The 522-nt window shown below is 66.7% G+C and carries 2 protein-coding genes; both read left to right on the forward strand.

What is annotated here, in order from left to right; genetic code table 11:
- Positions 1 to 179 (forward strand): integrase (locus GEV06_29285; GenBank protein MPZ21930.1); only part of this gene is annotated, 179 nt, incomplete at its 5' end.
- A partial coding sequence (locus GEV06_29290; GenBank protein ID MPZ21931.1) for an integrase occupies positions 176 to 522 on the forward strand: 347 nt, incomplete at its 3' end. The genes GEV06_29285 and GEV06_29290, both read left to right, overlap by 4 nt.

The following is a 522-nucleotide window of genomic DNA, read 5'->3' on the forward strand; positions in this document are numbered from 1 at the left end:
GCACCCTTCTCCGCTGGTATCAGGCCGGTGAGGACGTCGAGGCCCGGCTGCCAACGTTGTCGACCTACCTGGGGCACCGGGATCCGCGGTCGACGTATTGGTACCTCTCGGCCGCACCCGAGCTGCTGGCTCTGGCCGCCGACCGCCTGGAGCTGTCCCGGGAGGTGATCACGCGATGAGTCTGATCGCTCCCACGTTGCAGAGCTTCTTCACCGACCGGTTGGCCAAGCAACGCCGGGTCAGCCCGCGCACCATCGCCTCCTATCGGGATTCGCTGAGGCTGCTGATCGTGTTCGAGCACGAGCGGACCGGGAAGAAGCCGTGCGCCCTCGACTGGGACGACCTCGACAGCGAGACGATCTGCGCGTTCCTTGACCATCTCGAAGCCGACCGCCGCAACAGCGCGCGAACCCGCAACCTTCGCCTGACCGCGATCCGGTCGCTGTTCACCTACGCGTCGCTGCGGCATCCCGAACACGCCGCACTGATCCAGCGGGTGCTTGCCATCCCGGCCAAACGGTT

The organism is Luteitalea sp. (genome assembly GCA_009377605.1).
GTDB lineage: Bacteria > Acidobacteriota > Vicinamibacteria > Vicinamibacterales > Vicinamibacteraceae > WHTT01.